Source organism: uncultured Polaribacter sp., assembly GCF_947503855.1.
In the GTDB taxonomy this organism is placed as follows: domain Bacteria; phylum Bacteroidota; class Bacteroidia; order Flavobacteriales; family Flavobacteriaceae; genus Polaribacter.
The window spans coordinates 163048-181156 of the sequence record NZ_CANNFF010000005.1 but is presented as its reverse complement, the minus strand read 5'-3'; the positions used below and the strand labels follow the sequence as shown (position 1 = coordinate 181156).

Here is an 18109-nt window from a genome sequence, read left to right as displayed (position 1 = left end):
ATCAAAAATAAAAAATATGAAAAAGATTATTGTACCTGTAGATTTTTCAATACATTCAGAAAACGCTTTAAAAACTGCTGCGCTATTAGCAAAAAAAACAAATGCTACCATAATAGCTTTACACATGTTAGATATACAAGAAGTAAACTTGTCAGAAAGCCCAAGTTATCAGCAAGAAAAAGCAGTCTTTTTCTTAAAATTAGCAGAAAAAAAAATTTCAGAGTTTTTACAGAAAGATTTTTTAGAAGATCTAAAAGTGGTTCCCTTAATAAAGCATTATAAAATTTTTAGCGAAGTAAATCAGGTTGCTAAAGAAGTAAATGCAGATTTAATTGTAATGGGTTCTCATGGTGTTAGTGGCTTAAAAGAATTTTTTATGGGTTCTAATACAGAAAAGGTAATTCGTTTTTCTGAAGTACCCGTTTTTGTTGTTAAAAAAGAATTAAAAGATACTGATTTTAAAGATGTTGTTTACGCTACAGATTTTTCAGAAGAATCTATACCAGCTTTTAAAAACATGTTAAAAACATTAGATGTTTTTAATGCTAAAAAACATATTTTGTATGTAAATTTACCAAACGAAAACTTTAAAACTTCTCCAGAAATGGATGCTATAGCCCACGAGTTTTTAATGAAAGCAGAGGGCAATACAGATAGGTTAATAAACGTAAATTTTGTATGTGAAAGATCTATAGAAAAAGGAATTTTAAATTTTTCTAATGCTGTTGGTGCAGATTTAATTACTACAGCAACGCATGGTAGAACTGGTTTGTCTCATATTTTTTCGGGTAGTATTTCTGAAGATTTATCTAACCATGCAGCATTGCCAATTATGACTTTTAAAATTTAATTTATACATGATAAAACAACTGTTTTTTACCATTGTTTTCGCAATTTTAATTACTGCTTGTTCACAAGATAATGATGTGCAAGTGGCAAGAAGTTTACAAGAGTATATAGATGAAAACCCCGATTTTAAATCTGAAGGTGTTATTGCTTATGCCGCTAATGCAGTTGGCAATACGAACCTTAGTTATATTTTTTATTATCCAGAAGAAGGTGCTACAGATGTTAGATATTATGAACTTACAGACCCAGCTTTAGCTAAAAACGATTTTTCTAATTACAGAAGACAAAGCTTAACATCTACAAGTGTTTTTGGTGGTAAATTGGCTCGTTTTTCACGGTCTAGTGATATAGAGAATTGGTGTTTGGTAACATTTGTAAAAGAAGGTGTTTTGCATATTTCAAATCCTATACATCTTCAAAATACATCAAAATCTACCCAGTATACAAATGATGTTTCTATCAATTATAAAACCACTACAGAGCCTAATTTTACTTGGTTAGATGGTGCTATAAATGAAAATAACGTTTATTTTCAGGTCATTACAGATGAAGAAGATAACTTTATTTCTGGAACATATACAGAAGAAAAATTCTTTCAATTTTACGATACTTCTAATATAACCTTAAACATCAACACCATCAAGCCTGAAGAATTGGTAGAAGATGAAGTTTATAATTTCACATTAATGGGTGTAAGTGAAGATAATTGGGTGAATTTAATTATCCAAGAACAGTTTATACCTAGAAATTTAGAAGAATTTGTTGCCGCAAATTCAGATAAAACGATTGCAGAAGCCTTTGCATTCGGGGCCACAGCAAATGGCAATGCTACTACCAATTATATTTATTATTACCCTTTAGAAAATTCTTTTGACTTTAGATATTACGAAACAAAAAATACTACAGTAGATCCAACAGATTATAAAAATTACAGTAGAAGAAATTTAACTGACAAAGCAGATATAGGTAATAAATTTAGAAGATTTACCAAAGAATCTTCAGACGAAGTTTGGTGTTTGGTAACTTATATTGTTGATAATGTTTTATACATATCTAAACCGATAAAAACCAAAAATAACACGCAACCCACAGAATGGAAAACCACTGTGGAAATTACTTATCCAGAAACCTTAAAACCACTTTTTACTTGGGAAGAAGGTACGTATTTGTCCAACTTGTTTTTAAATGCCCTAACCAAAGATGGTGATACTTTTTTGTCTGGTACATTTACCAAAGAAAAAACCTTTCAATATTACAACGAATCTAATATAGAGGCTACTAAAATTCATACAAGTACACCACCAGATTTAATTTTAGATGATGAATATAAATTTTCTGTTTTTGGTTTAGATAACGATAATTGGGCCAATTTAATTATTCAAAATACCTTTATAGCACAATAATGCTTCTGCTTAAAAGCTGTTTTTTATTCGTTTTAATGAATTTTTAAAGTATCATAGCAAAGTCGAAAGAATCTCTATGGCATCTATAACGCAAGCCAGTTTGGTAATTAAATTAATTTAAAAATAATTTTGTGTTCTTTTAAAAACAACTAGTTTTGTTATAAACAGTATATTTTATGAGGACTTTTGCAATTGGCGATATTCATGGAGGCTTAAAAGCCTTACTTCAACTTTTAAACCAACTAGAAATTACAGAAGAAGACACCCTGATTTTTATGGGCGATTATGTGGATGGTTGGAGCGAATCTGCACAAGTTATTGAGTTTTTAATCAACCTATCAGAAAAAATAAACTGCATTTTTATAAAAGGGAACCATGATGTTTGGTGCGAAAATTGGTTAGAAAATAACGAAGATGTCAATCCGTCTTGGTATTTACATGGTGGTAAAGAAACCATAGAAAGTTATCATTCTTTTTCTGAAGAAGCAAAAAAGCAACACCTGCATTTTTTTAAGAATTTAAAAATGTATTATTTAGATGCTGAAAATAGATTGTTTTTACATGCAGGTTTTACCTCTATGCATGGTGTAGATAAAGAAACGTATACGCATAAATTTTGCACCGATAGAACCTTGTGGGAAATGGCTTTGGTAGCCGATAAAAACATCGATAAATCCTCTAAATTTTACCCAAAAAGAGTTCAGCATTACAACGAAATTTATATTGGGCACACACCAACTACAAATTATGACGAATTAGAACCTATGAATGCGTTAAATATTTGGAATTTAGATACAGGAGCCGCATTTAAAGGTAAATTAACGGCTATCAATATAGATACAAAAGCTTATTTTCAAAGTGATGATTTACCTTCTTTATATCCAAATGAAAAAGGTAGGAATTAGGGAGTGCACCGACCTACTTATTCTATAAAGAGTAAGCAACTTAAATTTTTTAAGTAACTTCGTTTTTTATTATTGTAGCCTACATATAAAGAGCACTTTTTTATGCATTATTTTTTTGTTAGAATTTTTTATGGAATAGTATTGTATGGTAGTTTGTCTTTTGATGGGATACCACAAAAAAACAATACAAGCTTACCAAAATTAGAAATTTTAACAGAAGAATATTCAGAAGCAATAGCAAAAAATCTTTTAGACTATTTTAATTCGCTTTACCCAAAAAATAAACTAAAGCTTTATCAAAACTATACAAATAAAGATTGGGTAACTATTTTGTCTTTTCAATATAAATCAGCAGTAGCATCAAAAAACACTAAAATAGCCGCCCAATTAGCGAGAGCCTTAGCTATAATACATCATAGAAAAACAAATTTTGAAGAAGCGATTCCTTACTTAGAGTTTGCTATAGAAAAAAACAGCGATTTAGAAGAGGTCCAGTATAAAAATATGTTGGAGCGTTTAGAGTTTAGCTATAGTTTTTTAGGCAACTATAAAGAGGCTATTTTAATTCGAAAAGAACGCATAGAACAAGGTTTTTCTAACAGTTTTTGGGAGCTTTATGAAGCTTTTGGTATGTATACAGAAACCATAAAGGAGTTTACTTCTTTTGAAAGAAATGATTTTAATACTGATTTTCAAAAAATTAGATACCATAATAAATTGGGGAAGTTGTTTTTAAAAAACACGCAGATAGATAGTGCTCGGTATCATTTCAAACAAATGGAAAATCAGGCAGATTATATCATAAATAATGACAACTATACAGGAAAAAACGAGTATACAGAGTTTGTGAAAGTCTATTTTAAAAACCTAGCCATTTCACAGCAAGGAGAATGCTTACTGGCAGAACACAAGTATCAATCAGCGCTTCCACTACTTCAAAAAGTAATACCATATTGCAAAAAAATTAATGAAGTAGACCAAAAATTATATAAATGGATGTCTATCGCAAAATGCTACAATGCTTTAAACACCCCAAAAGAAGCTATAGCTTATTTAAAAAAAATTAAAAAATCTTTAAAAAACAAAAGAATTTTGAGCCTAGAACTAGATTGGTTTAAGCAGTATGCAATAGCCAATAAATTAAGCAATAAATGGTCTCAGCACAATACTTTTATGACACGTTATTTTGATTTAAAAGATTCTATAAGTTTTCAAAATCAAAAAAACAGTGCGTTATTATTACTTGCAGAATACGATCTTACACAAAAAAAAGAATTGTTATTAAATGAAAAAGAAAAAACAAATCTACTAGAAAAAGACGCTACCAATCAAAAACGAATTATACTTCTTATTATCACTGTTTCATTTGCTTTACTGCTTATTGTTTTTTTAGTCTATAGTAATTACATACAGCAAAAAAAGGCAAAAGAAGAATTAGAAATTAGCAATGTATCGCTTAGTCAATTTGCAAAAAATGAGGCAGAAATTAGTGCAAAAAATGAATTTTTACTGCAAGAAATGCACCATAGAATTAAAAATAATTTGCAAATGATTTCTAGTTTACTGTCATTACAAAATAACACCTTACAAAACCCAGAAAGCAAGCGTGCATTAAACGATAGTAAAACAAGAATTAAAACAATGTCTTTGGTGCATCAACAATTATATCAAAATGATAAGTTAGAAAGTATTGTTGCATTAAAAGACTATTTAGAAGAGATTGTAAAAAATCTAATTGCTAGTTATACCTTACACGCTAAATTTACAATTACTATAGATACTCCGTTTTCTGTTGCTGTAGATACTGCTATAAATATCGGTTTAATGGTAAATGAAGCCCTTACGAATACAATAAAATACAATACAAACACAAATCTTCTTTTTTCTGTAACTTTAAAAGCTACAGAAACGGACTATTTGCTTACTATTTTAGATACTGGTAAAGGTTTTAATAATCAAGGACAAAAAGGGTTTGGTTTGCAATTAATTACTATTTTAGTGAAACAATTAAAAGGGAAGGCTACTTTAACAACTGCAGTAGAAAAAGGGGTGCAACACCATATTGTAATACCAAAAGATTTAATTGTATAGATGGATACAAACATATTAATAGTAGAAGATAACTATTTGGTTGCTGAAGATTTAAAGCAATCTTTAGAAAAAAACAATTTTAATGTTGTTGCTATAGTAGACAATGCAGAAGAAGCTATTATAGCTTTAAAAACATTTGCTGTAGACTTGGTTTTGATAGACATTGTAATTAATGGTAAAATTAGTGGTATAGAGTTGGCAGAAATCATCCATTTAAATTATCAAATTCCTTTTATCTACGTAACCTCTAATTCAGATAAAAAAACAATTTCAAAAGCTCTAGTTCACAAACCACAATCTTACATTATAAAACCATTTACAGAAATAGATATTTTTACGAATGTACAATTAGCTTTAGACTCAAAAAAAGAGGTGGTTACCCAAACAAATCAAACAGATACAACAAGTATGATGATTAAGGTAGATGGTAATTTTGTGAAAATTAAATTTGATGCCTTATTATTTGTAAAAGCAGAAGGCAACTACCTAAAATTTGAAACGCAAGAAAAGGAGTATGTAACTAGGATGAAGCTTAAAGAATGTAGTGACTTAATGCCTATTTTTTTTGTTCAAATACATAAATCGTATATCGTAAATACTAATTTCATTACCTTTTTTAACGCTAAATTAGTACATGTAACCAATGCAAAATTACCAGTAGGTAGGGCTTACAAAGAAGTTTTACAGCAGTTTTAAATTTCTTTCTTAAATGTTAAAAAGTGGTCGTTTGTCACAACATAGCGTTGTTTATCACAAATTTACAGTTTACTTTCTATTATTCTTTTTTTTTGTAACACAGCAGTAGCTTTTAGGTATCTTTTAAGAGATGGTTTTAAGTTGCTTAGATGTAAACTTGTCAATTTTATTTATTTTTAAATCCCCCAATTCTCATGAAAAACTTTTCTGCAAAGATTTTTTCACCGTTATTTTTGTTTTCTTTCTTAAAGTTTTCAAATAGCAGTCGGCTATTACAAAAAAGAATTTTCTTGGTATTTTTATTTTTTACTACCATGCTCTGGTCTCAGACCGAAATAGGTGGTATTAATTATACGTTTAACGGCACTGAAGCTACTGTGGTATCAAAGACAGGTTGTTACAGTGGGGATATTGATGTTCCTAGCACTGTAAATCATGGTGGTACTACCTATAACGTAACAAATATAGGGGCCTCGGCTTTTTTTAATTGTTCTAATTTAACAAGTATTACGTTACCCAATAGTCTTACATCTATATGGACTAGTGCTTTTTCTAATTGTTCTAATTTAACAAGTATTACGCTACCTGATAGTCTTACAACTTTAGGGAGAAATGCTTTTTCCAGTTGTTCTAGTTTAATAAGTATTACGTTACCCGATAGTCTTACAACTATAGGGAATTCCGCTTTTTTCGATTGTTCTAATTTAATAAGTATTACGTTACCCGATAGTCTTACAACTATAGGGGATTCCGCTTTTTCCAAATGTTCTAGTTTAACAAGTATCACGTTGCCCAATAATCTTACAACTATAGAGGGTTATGCTTTTTCTAATTGTTCTAGTTTAACAAGTATCACGTTGCCCGATAGTGTCACAACTATAGGGAAGTCCACTTTTTGGAATTGTTCTAGTTTAACAAGTATCAAACTGCCCGATAGTCTTACAACTATAAAGGAATATGCTTTTTACAATTGTTCTAGTTTAACAAGTATCACATTGCCCGATAGTCTTACGACTATAGAGAAATATGCTTTTAGGAATTGTTCTAGTTTATCTAATGTTACTGCCTTACCAAACTCTCCTGTTGTTATCAACTTCAATGTTTTTTTTAACCTATCAATAAGTAATATACCTCTTAGTGTACCTTCAGAGAGTATAAGCGCCTACCAAAGTACACCAGTATGGCAAAGTTTTATGAATATTACTGGTGCAGATCTAGCGCCTACAGTTACAGGTATAGTAGATGTTACGCTATGCCCTAGTACTAATTCAGAAGAGTTGTCTGTTACCCTTGCTGATGATGTAACCCCAGTTGCAGATTTAGTAGTAACCGCTACTTCTAATAACCAAGCCTTACTACCTGATGCTAATATTAGTTTGGGTGGTGCAAGTGCAGATAGAACTTTAGTACTAAGCCCTGTTGCTACACAAACGGGTATTGCAGTAATAACGGTAACGGTTACCGATAGCGCAAATAACGCAACGAAAACCACCTTTAACGTTACGGTAATTGACGACACTACAGCACCTACAACAGCTACACAAAACATTACAGTAGCTTTAGATGAAAATGGTACTGCAAGTATTACACCTTCACAGATAGATAATGGTAGTACAGACAATTGTGGTATAGCTAGTTATGCATTAGATGTTACAGACTTTGATAAAGGTGATTTAGGAGATAATACAGTTACCTTAACAGCAAGCTCACAGATTCCAGATTTAGCGAATGGTTTAGATGTTTATCTTACAATAGGTTCACAATATATTGGCACACATTCTAACGGAGCTTATGCAGGACATACAAAGACACAGTTTACTATCGTCAAAAAAAATAACGAAAATAGACAATTAAAACATTTAGATACCGTACGATTATATAGTGCTGTAAAAGAGCAATTTTTAGTAGGAAGTAGGCAAGGTTCTATAAACATGTTAAGATGGACAACATCAGAAAGTACTAGTTCTTTCTTTGTTCTTGAAAAAGAAGATACAGAAGATGTAAATATAGCATATGATTCCAAGTTTAAATTAAAATACCAATGGGATAGCAACAGTGATGGTGTATTGGAAGATTGGTATTATAAATCTAGTGGTACATATAGTTATGCCTATACAACATCAAATTCGTCTCAAGCAAGTCTAATTTCATTTCAACCAAGAATAGATTTATATAGCTCTTCTGCTACAGCAATAGTAACTGTTGTAGATAATATTGCACCAACAGTAGTTACACAAAACATTACAGTAGCTTTAGATGAAAATGGTACTGCAAGTATTACACCTTCTCAGATAGATAATGGTAGTACAGACAATTGTAGTATTGAGAGTATGAGTTTAGATACTTCAGATTTTACGTGTTCTAACGTAACTCATTTTTTGAATAATGGTTCATCTGGTGTAGGTTTTCTTCAAGATAATAATTTACCATACACTACAAACTCTAGTTTTACATTAGCAACACGAATTAAAACTAGTACTGGTGGTGCTATCTTTTCTAAAGGTATAGAGGGTACTGGAAAATTATCTTTAGATATTAGTATAGATTCAAATCTTAAGCCGCGTTTTGGCCTCGATTCATTTAGTAGTGGCGGTTGGACGTATCACACAGCCACAAATGCTATACCAGAAGACCAATGGGTTGATGTTATTTTTGTGTTAGATAAGATACAAAATAAGACGCGCATTTTTATCAATGGAGTCTTAGATAGCGAGGTAAATAATTCAAGAAGTTATTCTGGATCAAATGCCTTTGTTCGCATTGGGGCGAATAGAGATGGAGCTGGTGGTAACAGATTTCGAGGTAGTATAGACAAAGTTACGTTATATACAGTACCTTTTTATACAGCTGAAGCCATTGCATTTTATCAAAACAGAACACCGTTGTCTTCAGATGTCATAGTAGAATACGATTTTTCAACATTTGATAGTGAAAAAGTGTTTGATAACATTGGTGATAATCATATGATTTACGGTGGTGGCTTAACTAGTGCTCAAATAGAAAATGAAAATACTAAGACAGTTACTTTAACAGTTACTGATACTTCTGGTAATGCAGCAACAGCAACAGCAGTGGTTACTTTAGAAGATAATATTGCACCAACTGCAATAGCAAAAGACATATTGGTACAACTCGATGCTAGCGGTAAGGTAACTATTTCGCCTTCAGAAATTGATGATGGTTCTACCGATAATTGTGGTATTGTGAGTATGAGTTTAGATCGTACAGATTTTGATTGTGAGGATTCAGGAACAAATGAAGTTGTACTTACAGTAACAGATGTAAATGGGAATACTGATACCGCTCTAGCAACAGTAACTGTAGAAGATACCTCTTATAACGAAAGTATAGCAAACTTAACAGTAACTGCTCAAGATACCTCAATGAAGCTAGTTTTTGATACTTCATTATCTGATGGAACTACTGTTACTTTACCTTTACAGGGTTCAGTTAATGTACAGATAGATTGGGGAGATGGCAGTTGTATAGAAGCAGTAACTACCTCAGGTGATAAATCACATACCTTCAGTTCAGAAGGTACTTATACCGTTAAAATATATGGAAGCTTAACCCAATTTGGAAAAGGTAGTTCAACATATACTAATATAGAAAAACTAGTAGAGGTAACTAGTTTTGGTAATTTAGGTTTAGAGAGTTTATCTGGGGCTTTTTTTAATGCCACAAACCTAGTTGTTGTACCCAATGCTTTACCCGAAGGGATAACTAACACTAGCCACATGTTTTATAATGCTAGCTCTTTTAACCAAGATATTGGTAACTGGAATGTAAGTAGAGTAGATAATATGTCCTTTATGTTTGCTGGTGCTAGCTCTTTTAACCAAGATATTGGGTCTTGGAATGTAAGGAGAGTAGATGATATGTCCTTTATGTTTTATAATGCTAGATCTTTTAATCAAGATATTGGTGGTTGGGATGTAAGTAATGTAAGAAGGATGGAAGGAATGTTTGCTGATGCTAGATCTTTTAATCAAGATATTGGTGATTGGGATGTAAGTCGCGTAAGGTATTTATTTTCATTTTTAGATAGGGTTCCTTTATCCACAGCAAATTATGATGCTCTATTAAATGGTTGGGTTCAGTACATTGATGATATTTATTTTATTGAGTTTTATCTACCTGAAACCAAGTATAGTTGTGCAAGTAGTGCTGCAAGAGAACTTTTATATAGAAGACATTCCATTTATGATGGTGGTTTATTAACTTCTGGAAGCTCACCAACTATTATAGCACCACCAGCAATTACAGTTATAGCAGATGCAAACAGTTGTGAGGCTACCAATGTAGATTTAGGGACTCCTGTTTATACAGCATCCAATTGTGGTGATGCAACTCTAACCAAAGTAGCACCTACAAATTATTCAATAGGAATGCATACAGTCACTTGGACAGTAGATAACGGTTCAAACACAGCCTCAGCCACACAAGTAGTAACGGTTGTAGAAAATACGCCACCTACAGTAGCAGTTAAAAATATTACAGTGGTATTAGGTGATGATGGTGCTGCAATTATTACACCCTCAGAAATAAACGATGGAAGTACAGATAATTGTGGTATAGAAAGTTACGTATTAAGTAAAAGTACTTTTACTATAGCAGATTTAGGAGAAAATACGGTTACTTTAACAGTAAAAGACACCTCTGGAAATGAAAGTACAGCAGATGCAACGGTTACCGTTTTAAAATCCATTACAGATACGGACATTACAACAGCAACCATAGCTGATTTGGTATACACAGGTCAAGCTCAAACCCCAATACCACAGGTAGAGGATGGGGCAACCATACTTACACAAGATACAGACTATGAGTTGAGTTATGTAGACAATACCAATGTAGGTACAGCTACAATTACCATTACAGGTAAAGGCAACTACAACGGAACAAGAACAGTAACTTTCAACATAACCAAAGCTTCTTTAACAGTAACAGCTGATTCAGGCCAAACAAAAGTATATGGCGCAACAGATCCAGCGCTAACCTATACAATTACAGGATTCGTAAATAGTGATACCGAATCTAGTTTAGATACAGGAGTTAGCATCGCAAGAGCAACAGGAGAAGATGTAGATACCTATACCATTACACCTTCCGGTGCTGTTGATAGTAATTATAACATAAGCTTTGTAACAGCCGACTTTAGCATCACCAAAGCCGCTTTAACAGTTACAGCTGACTCAGGTCAAACAAAAGTATATGGTGCAACAGACCCAACACTTACCTACACGATTACAGGATATGTAAATGGTGATACAGAATCAGATTTAGATACAGGAGTTAGCATCGTAAGAGCAACAGGAGAAGATGTAGGAACCTATACCATTACACCTTCCGGTACTGCTGATAGTAATTATACCGTAAGCTTTGTAACAGCCGACTTTAGCATCACCAAAGCCGCTTTAACAGTAACAGCTGATTCAGGACAAACAAAAGTATATGGAGCAACAGATCCAGCGCTAACCTATACAATTACAGGATTCGTAAATGGTGATACCGAATCTAGTTTAGATACAGGAGTTAGCATCGCAAGAGCAATAGGAGAAGATGTAGATACCTATACCATTACACCTTCCGGTGCTGCTGATAGTAATTATAACATAAGCTTTGTAACAGCCGACTTTATCATAACCAAAGCCGCTTTAACAGTAACAGCTGATTCAGGTCAAACGAAAGTATATGGTGCAACAGACCCAACACTTACCTACACGATTACAGGATATATAAATGGTGATACAGAATCAGATTTAGATACAGGAGTTAGCATCGTAAGAGCAACAGGAGAAGATGTAGATACCTATACCATTACACCTTCCGGTGCTGCTGATAGTAATTATACCGTAAGCTTTGTAACCGCAGACTTTAGCATCACCAAAGCCGCTTTAACAGTAACAGCTGATTCAGGTCAAACGAAAGTATATGGCGCAACAGATCCAGCGCTAACCTACACAATTACAGGATTCGTAAATGGTGATACCGAATCTAGTTTAGATACAGGAGTTAGCATCGCAAGAGCAACAGGAGAAGATGTAGATACCTATACCATTACACCTTCCGGTGCTGCTGATAGTAATTATACCGTAAGCTTTGTAACAGCCGACTTTAGCATCACCAAAGCTTCTTTAACAGTAACAGCTGATTCAGGTCAAACAAAAGTATATGGCGCAACAGACCCAGCACTAACCTATACAATTACAGGATTCCAAGGGACAGATAATGAATCTAGTTTAGATACAGGAGTTAGCATTGCAAGAGCAACAGGAGAAGATGTAAATACCTATACCATTACACCTTCCGGTGCTGTTGATAGCAATTATAACATAAGCTTTATAACAGCCGACTTTAGCATCACCAAAGCCGCTTTAACAGTAACAGCTGATTCAGGTCAAACAAAAGTATATGGAGCCACAGATCCAGCGCTAACCTATACAATTACAGGATTCGTAAATGGTGATACCGAATCTAGTTTAGATACAGGAGTTAGCATCGCAAGAGCAATAGGAGAAGATGTAGATACCTATACCATTACACCTTCCGGTGCTGCTGATAGTAATTATACCGTAAGCTTTGTAACAGCCGACTTTACGATTACTAGTAAGTCGATTACGGATACAACTATTAGCATAGCCCCTATTGATGATTTCATTTATTCTGGTCAGGATATCACTCCACCATTGACGGTGAAAGATGGATCAGTTATTTTGGTACAAGGAACTGATTATGGATTAGATTATAGTAATAATATCAATGTTGGTACAGCTACAGTGAAGATTGTTAGTTATGGAAATTATACGGGTAATAAAGAAATAACTTTTAGTATTCTACCAAAAAGTATCAATATTTTAATAGCAGATCAAGAGAAAGACTATGGCGCTCAAGATCCTGTTTTAGTATTTACAGCAGATCCAATACTTTTTGGAGCAGATGCATTTACAGGAACTTTAACCCGAGAATCTGGCGAGGCAGTTGGAACGTATTTGATAACTTCAGGGACCTTAAGTGCAGGTGATAATTACACTTTAGACATTCAAACAGACGCAATTTTTAGCATTATTAGAATCGATACAGATGGCGATGGTGTTGCAGATGACATAGAAGATAATGATAATACAGATGCAACCGACCCATGTGACTTAATATTAACAAGCCAAACAGAAACACCAAGTACAGCTTGGTATACAGCAGACTGTGACGGCGATGGCATCAACAACAACGATGATGCGGATATAGATGGCGATGGAACCAACGACAATGGAGAAGATAACGATGCCGATGGTATTAACGATGAAAATGACCCTGATGACGATAACGACGGTACTTTAGATACTAATGATGCCTTTCCATTAGATCCAGAAGAAGATACAGACACGGACGGCGATGGTACTGGAGACAATGCAGATACTGATGATGATGGCGATGGTCAGTTAGATGTTAATGAGATTGCTTGTGGATCAGATCCATTAGATTCCAGTTCATTAGCCACAGATACTGATGGAGATACACTACCAGACTGTGTAGATTCAGACATTGATAATGATGGTATCAACAATGATTCTGATGCTGACATAAATGGCGATGGCTTGAATGACAACGGAACAGACAATGATAATGATGGCGTAAATGATGCCACAGATACTGATGATGATAACGATGGTATCAATGATGATCAAGATAACTGTCCTTTAGCATATAATCCTTTGCAAGAAGATAGAGATGGTGATGGTTTAGGAGATGTTTGTGATACGGTTGAGATTAATATCTCAGAAGCAGTTACACCAAATGGCGATGGAATTAATGATACTTGGATGATTTATAACATAGAGAACTATCCAAATAATCAAGTGTTTATCTACAATAGATATGGCGAAGAAGTCTATCGCAAGAAAGGGTACTTGAATACTTGGAACGGCAGAAAACAAGGCAATACAGGAAAATCTTTGCCAGATAACACAGCTTACTTTTATCAACTAGATTTAGACGGTAATGGTACAATCGATTATAAAGGTTGGATATACAAAACAAAATAATCATTAAGATACCCACTAGAATTATGAAAAAAATATATTTTATAGCTTTATTAATGATTATAGTATCATTAGATACCAAAGCACAACAAGAGAGTTTAATTACACAGTACAACTCACAAATGGTATTATTTAATCCAGCAGCGGTTAGCTTAGATGGTGGTAGTACGATGACTTTATTACACAGGCGTCATTGGGCAAATGCACCAATGTCTCCAATTACCACAAGCTTTACCTACGGTTATGATGCCGGGAATAATGTAGGATTAGGAGTTTCTGTGATTATGGATAAGGTTTTTGTAACACAATCTACCTTTGTAAGTATCGATTATAGTTATCGTTTACAATTAGAAGACGAGGCCTTCTTATATTTAGGTGTTAAGGCAGGAGCTAATTTTTATGCGATTAATGCAGGTGGTTTAAACACCTATAATTTAGTAGCAGATCCTTCTTTAAATACGACAGATATAATTTTACCCAATATTGGTTTTGGAGCGCATTATACAAAGGGAGCTTTTTACTTTTCGGTAGGAGTACCAAGAGTTTTAGATACCAGACAAACCAAGACAGAAAATGGATTGGTTAGTGTTGTTACCGATAAACCTCATTTGTACATTGCTATGGGCTATGAGTTTTTGGTTTCTAAGTCAGAGAATATTTACGTAAGACCAAGTGTTTTTACACGTACTGTAACAGGAGCGCCAATAATAACAGATTTTAATACCATGGTAGGTTTTAATAGAAGTTTTGAGATAGGCGCTACCTATAGAACCAACAATGCATTTGCAGCTTTAATGAACTTAAAATTAAACAATCAATTTACAACAGGTTGGGTATACGAGGTTAACTCACAAAGCCAATACAGCAATGTAGGTAGTTCATTAGAAGTCTTGTTAAAGTATCAATTTTAAATTAAGAAAAAAGAGAGAGTTAAAGGCTTGTGACGTCCTGAAATAGCGTTACAGTGTAGAGATATTATAATTTTTTAATACAACACTTTTCTAATAAGTGTGTAAAAAATCCCCTTAAAAAACTATTATTTCTAATCTATTTTAATAATTATTAGAAATTTTTATAGTGTAGGCTTAACAATCTATTTTATACAAAAAAGACCGCTTATCTTCGGGGTCTCTCACTCTATTAATTAATTCAGGTTTGTAATTATTAATTTCTTTAATTAAAGAAGATCTTTTGGCTTTTTGTTTTTCATACTCTAAATGCTGTATGTCAAATATCTCATCTAAATCATTTTTTGTCAAATAATGATCATTTATTTTTTTGTTGTGTATTAATTTCTTAATAATGCTATTGTACTCTTTAAATTCCTCTTTTTTCTTAAAACGATAAATTGTATAAAAATAAATTAGCATAAAAATTATAACTGTAATAATTAAAGGCAAATAAATGTTTGTAGATTTTTTAAACTCTGGTCCTATAACAGGGCTGTTAAAATTAAAATTTTTTGGAGTAATGTAAATTCTTGGTGTCCATGAAGATAAATCTTGTTCAAATTTAACAGCATTTCTAAACATATTTGTCATATCTGTAACTTTACTTACATCCCACATGCTTATATCTTGATTAAATTTAATGGCTTCAGCAAACATACCACCCATTAATTTCACATTAGAAACATCCCAATTAGATAAAGGTTTATTAAAATCCAAAGCATTATCAAACATCCCACTCAAATTAGAAGCACTAGAAACATCCCAAGTATTAATGTCTTTATTAAAAAAACTTTCAAAAAACATACCATTAAATAGTATGCCTTTACTAACATTCCATTTAGATAAGTCTGAATTAAAATTTTTTGTACCATGAAACATGTCGTTAAAAAATTCTACATTTTCAGTATTCCAATTACTAATATCTCCATTAAATTCTTCGCAAAATCCAAACATCCAACTCATACTGGTAACATTAGAAACATCCCAATGACTTATATTGTCGTTAAATTTTTTATTTTTATAAAAAAGATAGCTCATGTCGGTTACATAAGTAGTAACAACATTTTCTAAAGACTCGTTGTTTTTTACTAATTCTTTTAATAGATCGTTGTCAACTATTAAGTAGGAAGTATTGTTAAAAGTATAAGTTTCTCCAACTTTAGCAGCTTCATTACATTTTATAGTAATTCCGTTCTTATCTAAAAAAACTTTTGGTGAAATTTGTGCAAAAAGAGTTAAAATTAAAAGTAGTTGTTTAAAAATCATTGTTTTTTTTACTAAAATATTAATTTAGATGATTTAGAGGCGAACATTTAGTGTTTTATTTTGGTTTTTTTAGTTGTAAACCAATTTAACCTAAATAAAAAAAGATTTTAATATAGTTTAATTGCCTTTTTGAATTAAGAAGATTTTATATACCAAGTTTATTATGCTATTTAATAAGTTAGGCATAATAGCCTTATACTTTTATTTTTAGAATTATTGTAAAGTGACTTGATAATAAGTATTTTAAAACATAAAATATACCTTTTAAATGTTGGCAGTAGAAAATAATTTTATTAGAATAACATACAAGCACAATTAAAAAAAACATAAATATATGCTAAAAAAAAATATGGTATAATACGATGTCGCATATTTTTTTAATAGCATCTCTCTGTAGCTCTTAATTTTACATATTATTTCTATGTAATAAAAATATAATTTAAAACTATGTTGGTTATCATTGGTTTAAATACTTAAAATACTTTTTTAAAAACTTATAAATCTTTTAAAAACTTAAATTTACAAATATGTTATGAATGATGTCCTAAATTAGTTATTATTTAAATTGTAATCAAAAAAGAAAGTTCTGTTAAATATATTACGAATTTAAAAAGATAGTGAAAAAGAGACGTAGATGTTTAAACTCTACAAATTAAGAAGCCCTTTACTTTAATGTAAAGGGTTTTTTGTTTAAGTTAATTGAGAGTCTTTAAGAGGTTTGTTTTTTTCCTAAGGGATACAATTCTTGTTGTATAAAACCTTTTGGGAAATCTTCATCACCAGAAAAACCTAATTCGATATCTCTACCAGAATGTGGTATGTAATTGGTTTTAAAGAGGTAGTCCCAAATACTTAAGGTTAATCCGAAATTTACGCCATACTTGTGTTCTTCAGGCAATTCTTTTGCATGATGCCAAATGTGCATTTTTGGGTTGTTAAAAATGTATTTAAGGCAACCATAATCCCAATTAATATTGGCATGATTTAAGTGGCCAATTGCAATATTAAAAAAATGTACAAAAGCCACATCTTGAGCAGAAAAACCACCAATAATTGCCAATGGAATGTATCGTAGAGAATTGTAAACTACAGGTTCCATCCAATGATAGCGCAAATGTGCTGCAAACCCCATTTGTTTTACAGAGTGATGCACTTTGTGGAAATTCCATAGAAATTCTGATCTGTGTAGCAATCGATGTGTCCACCATTGTACAAAATCTACCACAATAAAAAAGATAAAAATTCTTACAACAAAAGGGAGTTTGTTAATTTCTAACAATTGAAAACTAGAGACAGATAAACCTACAACGCTTAAAATGTCATTAAAAATTGCTGCAGTGGTGTTAGATAATGCCATCAACACAATTAGGTTTAGTAAAAAGAAATTAAAAAACATGTAAAATGTGTCTAACCAAAAATCTTTTCTGAACAATGATTGATTTTTTCGCCAAGGAAAAATAGCTTCTAATCCCCAAACTAGCAATGAAATCAAAATTAATCCATAGAAATAATTTTCCCAATTCAGTTCCATCAAAACAGATTGTTTTATGTAGTTCCAATAATCAGCATACGAGCTTTTTATGATGTCTATGTATTTGTTCATGGTATTACAAAAATACGAAGATTTTTTCTTTAAAAAAGAAATGCTAGTCGCATAAAAAAGTATATTTTTTTAAATACAATAACAATATGATAATAAGAAATCCTTACCCATATTTTTTAAGCCTTATTTAAAACTATTGAATTTTAATATTTAAAGGATGTAAAGTGCATCGTTTAGAGATATTAAAATAGCTTTATTTTTAAACTAAAATTTATTTATTAGTACCAATTTTCTCTAATAATCATAACTTTTATAAAATTTTATAGCACCTTATTAAAAATAGTTTTTTCGGTTTAAAAACCTTTTT

The 18109-nt window shown here is 32.0% G+C and carries 9 protein-coding genes; 7 read left to right on the top strand and 2 right to left on the bottom strand.

The window, feature by feature from the left end; translation table 11 throughout:
- Window positions 1-16: 16 nt before the first annotated feature.
- The 7 genes from Q0662_RS05890 (at window position 17) to Q0662_RS05860 (ending at window position 14894) form a co-directional block, all read left to right on the top strand.
- Complete coding sequence (locus tag Q0662_RS05890) at window positions 17-850, top strand: universal stress protein (RefSeq protein ID WP_298948026.1); 834 nt, start codon at window positions 17-19, stop codon at window positions 848-850.
- A 7-nt stretch (window positions 851-857) separates the two neighbouring features.
- The gene (locus tag Q0662_RS05885; protein WP_298948025.1) at window positions 858-2252 is read left to right on the top strand and encodes a hypothetical protein; all 1395 of its coding nucleotides are present in this window, start codon (window positions 858-860) and stop codon (window positions 2250-2252) included.
- A 176-nt stretch (window positions 2253-2428) separates the two neighbouring features.
- A complete protein-coding gene (locus tag Q0662_RS05880) occupies window positions 2429-3157 on the top strand; it encodes a metallophosphoesterase family protein (protein WP_298948024.1) in 729 nt (242 codons plus the stop codon).
- A gap of 102 nt (window positions 3158-3259) precedes the next feature.
- On the top strand, window positions 3260-5248 hold the full coding sequence (locus tag Q0662_RS05875; protein ID WP_298948023.1) for a sensor histidine kinase: 1989 nt from the start codon (window positions 3260-3262) through the stop codon (window positions 5246-5248).
- A complete protein-coding gene (locus tag Q0662_RS05870) occupies window positions 5249-5944 on the top strand; it encodes a response regulator (protein WP_298948022.1) in 696 nt (231 codons plus the stop codon).
- 290 nt (window positions 5945-6234) lie between these two features.
- Complete coding sequence (locus Q0662_RS05865) at window positions 6235-13986, top strand: MBG domain-containing protein (RefSeq protein ID WP_298948021.1); 7752 nt, start codon at window positions 6235-6237, stop codon at window positions 13984-13986.
- Between the two features lie 23 nt (window positions 13987-14009).
- Window positions 14010-14894, top strand: a complete 885-nt coding sequence (locus tag Q0662_RS05860; protein ID WP_298948020.1) for a PorP/SprF family type IX secretion system membrane protein — start codon at window positions 14010-14012, stop codon at window positions 14892-14894.
- 174 nt (window positions 14895-15068) lie between these two features.
- On the opposite strand, the gene Q0662_RS05855 is transcribed toward Q0662_RS05860, so the two are convergent.
- Both Q0662_RS05855 and Q0662_RS05850 read right to left on the bottom strand, forming a co-directional pair.
- Window positions 15069-16199, bottom strand: coding sequence for a BspA family leucine-rich repeat surface protein (locus Q0662_RS05855; protein WP_298948019.1), 1131 nt, complete (start codon window positions 16197-16199; stop codon window positions 15069-15071).
- A gap of 709 nt (window positions 16200-16908) precedes the next feature.
- Window positions 16909-17802, bottom strand: a complete 894-nt coding sequence (locus Q0662_RS05850) for a sterol desaturase family protein (RefSeq protein WP_298948017.1) — start codon at window positions 17800-17802, stop codon at window positions 16909-16911.
- Window positions 17803-18109 lie beyond the last annotated feature (307 nt).

Excerpts from the sequence above, each read along its gene's own strand:
- Q0662_RS05855 (WP_298948019.1), bottom strand. The coding sequence starts at position 16,199 with ATGATTTTTAAACAACTACTTTTAATTTTAACTCTTTTTGCACAAATT.
- Q0662_RS05880 (WP_298948024.1), top strand. The coding sequence starts at position 2,429 with ATGAGGACTTTTGCAATTGGCGATATTCATGGAGGCTTAAAAGCCTTA.
- Q0662_RS05875 (WP_298948023.1), top strand. The coding sequence starts at position 3,260 with ATGCATTATTTTTTTGTTAGAATTTTTTATGGAATAGTATTGTATGGT.
- Q0662_RS05885 (WP_298948025.1), top strand. The coding sequence starts at position 858 with ATGATAAAACAACTGTTTTTTACCATTGTTTTCGCAATTTTAATTACT.
- Q0662_RS05860 (WP_298948020.1), top strand. The coding sequence starts at position 14,010 with ATGAAAAAAATATATTTTATAGCTTTATTAATGATTATAGTATCATTA.
- Q0662_RS05890 (WP_298948026.1), top strand. The coding sequence starts at position 17 with ATGAAAAAGATTATTGTACCTGTAGATTTTTCAATACATTCAGAAAAC.
- Q0662_RS05850 (WP_298948017.1), bottom strand. The coding sequence starts at position 17,802 with ATGAACAAATACATAGACATCATAAAAAGCTCGTATGCTGATTATTGG.
- Q0662_RS05870 (WP_298948022.1), top strand. The coding sequence starts at position 5,249 with ATGGATACAAACATATTAATAGTAGAAGATAACTATTTGGTTGCTGAA.